Below are 4317 nucleotides of genomic sequence, written 5' to 3'. Positions count from 1 at the left end.
ATGTGCATCCCGGGGGGTTGTGATCTTGCCCGGCAGGGGTGGCGCCTCGGCCTGCGGCACGAGGACAATTTCGAAACGTGTCTACTACCACTGCCCCCGCGACCGCTGGCCCGTCCCCGGCCGCCAACCGCAAGATGGCCCGTAAGTCCGCGGCCGCCTCGTTTGTAGGCACCACCCTCGAGTCCTACGACTTTTACGTCTTCGGAACCGCTGCTGCGTTGGTCTTCAACCAGGTGTTCTTCGCCGCCCAGGATCCCCTCGCGGGCACCCTCTCGGCTTTCCTGATCTTCGCGATGGGCTTCGTCGCCCGCCCCCTGGGTGCCATCCTGTTTGGTCATCTCGGCGACCGGATCGGCCGCAAAAAGACCCTCATCTGGACCATCGTGCTGATGGGCCTGGCCACCGGGTCCGTCGGCCTGCTCCCGGACTACAGCGTGATCGGCGTCTGGGCGCCCATCCTGCTGACCGTGCTCCGTCTTCTCCAGGGGTTGTCCCTCGGTGGCGAGTGGGGCGGGTCCATCCTGATCGCCACCGAGCACGCCGAACCGCGTAAACGCGCGCTGTACGCCTCGATTCCCCAGCTCGGTTCCCCCGTCGGCACCATGCTCATCTCCCTGGTGTTCCTGATCCTCGCTGTCGTGGCGCCCGACGTCATGACCACCTGGGGATGGCGTATCCCCTTCCTGCTCGCGTTCCCGTTCCTGGGCATCGCCCTGTACCTGCGGCTCGCCATTGACGAGACGCCGGTGTTCAAAGAGACCGTGCAGACACAGTCGCGCGCCAGCATTCCGTTCTTCGAAGTCATCCGGCGGCAGCCTGCGGCAATCGCCGTCGCGGCCGCAGCGGCAGTGCTCGGTATCGGTTCCTACTTCCTCATGGTTTCCTACACTCAGGCCTACGGCACCCAACGGCTGGGACTCAGCCAGGAGACCGTGCTCAACGCGGCCCTGATCGGATCGCTCCTGCAACTGCTGACCATTCCCGCGTTCGGCTATCTGGCCATGAAGATCGGCTCGGCCAAGGTGGTCGCCGGCGGGGCTATCGGCACCGCCCTCATCGCTTTCCCGCTGTATTGGGTGATCAGCATCGCCGATGCGCCCACCTATGTGGCCGCCATCCTGTTGGGCGGCATCCTGCCGACCGCCAGCTGGGCCGCGCTTGGCGGATTGATGGCTGACATTTTCGAGCCCCGCACCGGGTTCACCGCTCTGTCCTTCGCCTATAGCCTGGCGGCGATTGTCGCCGGATTCGCTCCTTCCATTACCCAGGTCCTCGGTACAGCTACCGACGGCGCCTGGTGGCACCCCGGAATTGTTCTTGCGGTGATGAGCCTGGTGACCGTTGCTGGGGCGCTGGCCGCCGTCCGCCTCCGCCTCCGCCGGACAGCCAACCTCACCCGGCCAGCCGACGTCGCACCGATGTCAGCCTGAGCACCGCCACACATCGAGGTTCCTCTTGTGAGGGGCTTTTACCGCGCGCCAGCTTGTTGACGAATCGTTGAGTTGTCAATACGTTGGAACCATGGATGATGAACGAGGCACCGGCGTTCCCTCGGCTGTAACCAGGCCTGCCACCAGAAAACGCCATGTTTCCAGTGGGCCGGAGGCAGTGGTCCTCGCCGTGTGGGCGGTGTTCGGCGGGCTGTTTATGGCCATGTTTTTTCACACCGGCGCCGACCTGGTGAACGGGACAAGTGCCGTTGTGGTCTATGGCGGTTTGGTCCTGCTGGCCATTCTGTTTGTTTTCGTCCGCTCCCGGACCCGTACCGTTCGGCCCAGACATTTCACCTTGATCGAAGGACTCTCGGCCCTCTGGTTGGGAGTAGGCGGCGGAATCACCTATCAGGTTCTGAGCCCGGTCGGCTCCGAAACCGGCGGAGTACCCCTGAGTACGGCGGTCCTCGCGTCGATCGTGCTGGCACTTCCCCTACTTGGTTGCTCACTATGGTTGGCGGTACGCGGCAGGTGAGCCTTGGAGATGCCATGAACCGCCTCGACGAGGTCGTTCACTCACCGGTGAGATTCGCGATCATGGCAGCACTAGCCTCCGTGGACAACGCGACCTACCAGGCCCTGAAAGACGAACTCGGGACCAGCTACGCGCTGCTGTCCAAACACGCCACGATCCTCGAAGACAAGGGCTACCTGGAAATCAACAAGTCCTTCCTCGGCAAAAAACCCCACACCGTCTTCCGACTCACCAAAGCCGGCCGAAAAGCCTACCGCGATCACACCACCGCCCTAAAAGACCTACAACGCGGCCTCCGCTAACTGAGCAGCCTAGGGATTTCGGACAGTGGGACCTCTCAAACTGAGGTTTCTACTGAAAGTGAGATCTGCAGTATGTCTGCATCGCGTCGCCGGTTTAGCCAGAAGTTCAAGGACGAGCTGGCCCGGGAAGTTATCGATACATCCAAGCCCGTGGTGGATGTCAGCTAGTCCCAGACCAGCCGCTGCAAGACTCACAGCTGCTTTTTGGTGCGCCCGGGTGTGGGGCATAGTTAAGCCATGCCGAAGACCAACACGCTCCTGATCATCAACGGACCGAATCTCAACCTCCTGGGCACCCGCGAACCGGCCACCTACGGCACAGGAACCCTCGCCGACGTCGAGGCTCTCGCCGCAGACGCCGCGGGGCGTCACGGTTGGGCCGTCACGTGCCTGCAGTCCAACCATGAAGGCGAACTGGTCGACGCCATCCAGGCTGCGGCAGGGGCAGCCGACGGTATCGTCATCAACGCCGGCGCCTACACCCACACCTCCGTCGCCCTCCGCGACGCAATTGCCGCCGTCGGCCTTCCCACGGTAGAGGTGCATATCAGCAACGTGCACCGGCGGGAAGAATTCCGGCACCAGTCCTACCTGTCGGCTGTTGCGGAAGCCGTGATCGTGGGCGCCGGAATCAGTGGCTACCGGTACGCCGTCGATTTCCTGATCGAAAAACTCTCCTCCGGATCCGTGGGTTACGCCCCCTCATGAGGGACGATAGAGGCATGATCGACATCACACCCGTTGACGGTGTCCCCAGCGATGCCCCGCTCCTTGAGGTCAAGGACCTCGCCGTAACGTTCAGCACTTCGTACGGCGATGTGATCGCCGTCGAAAATGCGAGCTTTACCCTGCGACGCGGGAAAACCCTCGCGATTGTTGGCGAGTCCGGTTCGGGAAAGTCGACGACGGCGATGTCCTGCATCGGCCTGCTGCCGTCCAATGGCAGGATTACCAGCGGCAGCATCCTGTTCGAAGGCCAGGACCTCGCCACCATTTCTGAAACGAAGATGCGCGCCATCCGCGGGCGGGCCATCGGGCTGGTCCCGCAGGACCCGATGTCGAACCTCAATCCGGTTACCAAGATCGGCACCCAGGTGGCCGAAACCCTGCTGGTCCACGGGATGGCGACCAAGAAGAACGTCAAGGAACGCGTCATCGAGGTCCTCACCGCCGCTGGACTGCCCGACGCCGGTGAACGGGCCAAACAGTATCCTCACGAGTTTTCGGGTGGCATGCGGCAGCGTGCCCTGATCGCGATCGGGATGGCCTGCCAGCCGCGGCTGCTCATCGCTGACGAACCGACCAGCGCACTGGATGTGACGGTGCAGCGGACCATTCTGGACCAGATCGATCTGATGACCGAACAGCTCGGAACATCGGTGCTGCTGATCACACACGACCTGGGGCTGGCCGCCGAACGCGCTTCGGATCTCGTGGTGATGCACCGCGGCCGGGTAGTTGAGGCCGGGCCGGCGCAGCAGCTTCTCAATGACCCCCAGCACCCGTACACCCAATCCCTCGTCCGCGCTGCGCCCAGCGTGGCAGCAGTCCGCCTCCAGCCGGGGACGTACCACGCCGACGCGGGGAAGCGGGCCCAGGCAGCAGAAGCGGTCTTCCTGGAACACCAGGCCCACGCCCCAGCGGCGCCGGCTGCCACTGATCCGGGCAAGAACATTGTCGAGATCAGGGACCTGACCAAGATCTACAAGCGTCGGGGCAGCTCGGACGACTTCTACGCGGCGAAGAACGTGACCCTTGATGTGCCACGGGGACAGACCGTCGCCATTGTGGGTGAGTCCGGTTCAGGGAAGACCACCACCGCGCGGATGCTCCTGAAGCTCATTGAGCCGACGTCGGGCACGATGACTTTCGACGGCATGGATGTTGGAACACTGAACAAAGCACAGCTGGCTGACTTCCGGCAGCGGGTTCAACCTGTGTTCCAGGACCCGTACTCGTCGCTGAATCCCATGTTCACGATTGAACGGATCATTGAGGAACCACTCAACGCCTACAAGCGGGGCTCCAAGAGTGAACGGCGGGCCAG

Annotated in this window: 5 protein-coding genes; all 5 read left to right on the top strand. The window is 63.1% G+C overall.

Going from position 1 to position 4317, the window contains the following annotated elements:
* Positions 1-77 precede the first annotated feature (77 nt).
* Complete coding sequence (locus K728_RS0115495) at positions 78-1430, top strand: MFS transporter (RefSeq protein ID WP_024477242.1); 1353 nt, start codon at positions 78-80, stop codon at positions 1428-1430.
* Positions 1431-1521: 91 nt separating this feature from the next.
* Positions 1522-1968, top strand: coding sequence for a hypothetical protein (locus tag K728_RS0115490; protein ID WP_156911344.1), 447 nt, complete (start codon positions 1522-1524; stop codon positions 1966-1968).
* Between the two features lie 14 nt (positions 1969-1982).
* Positions 1983-2270 (top strand): winged helix-turn-helix domain-containing protein, encoded by a 288-nt coding sequence (locus tag K728_RS0115485; protein WP_202805328.1) that lies wholly within the window; start codon positions 1983-1985, stop codon positions 2268-2270.
* A 237-nt stretch (positions 2271-2507) separates the two neighbouring features.
* Positions 2508-2978 (top strand): type II 3-dehydroquinate dehydratase, encoded by a 471-nt coding sequence (gene aroQ / locus K728_RS0115475; protein ID WP_024477239.1) that lies wholly within the window; start codon positions 2508-2510, stop codon positions 2976-2978.
* 14 nt (positions 2979-2992) lie between these two features.
* On the top strand, positions 2993-4317 hold a 1325-nt coding region (locus K728_RS0115470; protein WP_443111002.1), incomplete at its 3' end, for an ATP-binding cassette domain-containing protein.

The sequence above is a fragment of the Arthrobacter sp. CAL618 genome, assembly GCF_000468215.1.
Classification (GTDB): Bacteria; Actinomycetota; Actinomycetes; order Actinomycetales; family Micrococcaceae; genus Arthrobacter_D.
Note: the sequence above shows the minus strand (reverse complement) of the source record. Positions and strands in the feature narration are given on the sequence as shown.

Excerpts from the sequence above, each read along its gene's own strand:
- K728_RS0115490 (WP_156911344.1), top strand. The coding sequence starts at position 1,522 with ATGGATGATGAACGAGGCACCGGCGTTCCCTCGGCTGTAACCAGGCCT.
- K728_RS0115485 (WP_202805328.1), top strand. The coding sequence starts at position 1,983 with ATGAACCGCCTCGACGAGGTCGTTCACTCACCGGTGAGATTCGCGATC.
- aroQ (WP_024477239.1), top strand. The coding sequence starts at position 2,508 with ATGCCGAAGACCAACACGCTCCTGATCATCAACGGACCGAATCTCAAC.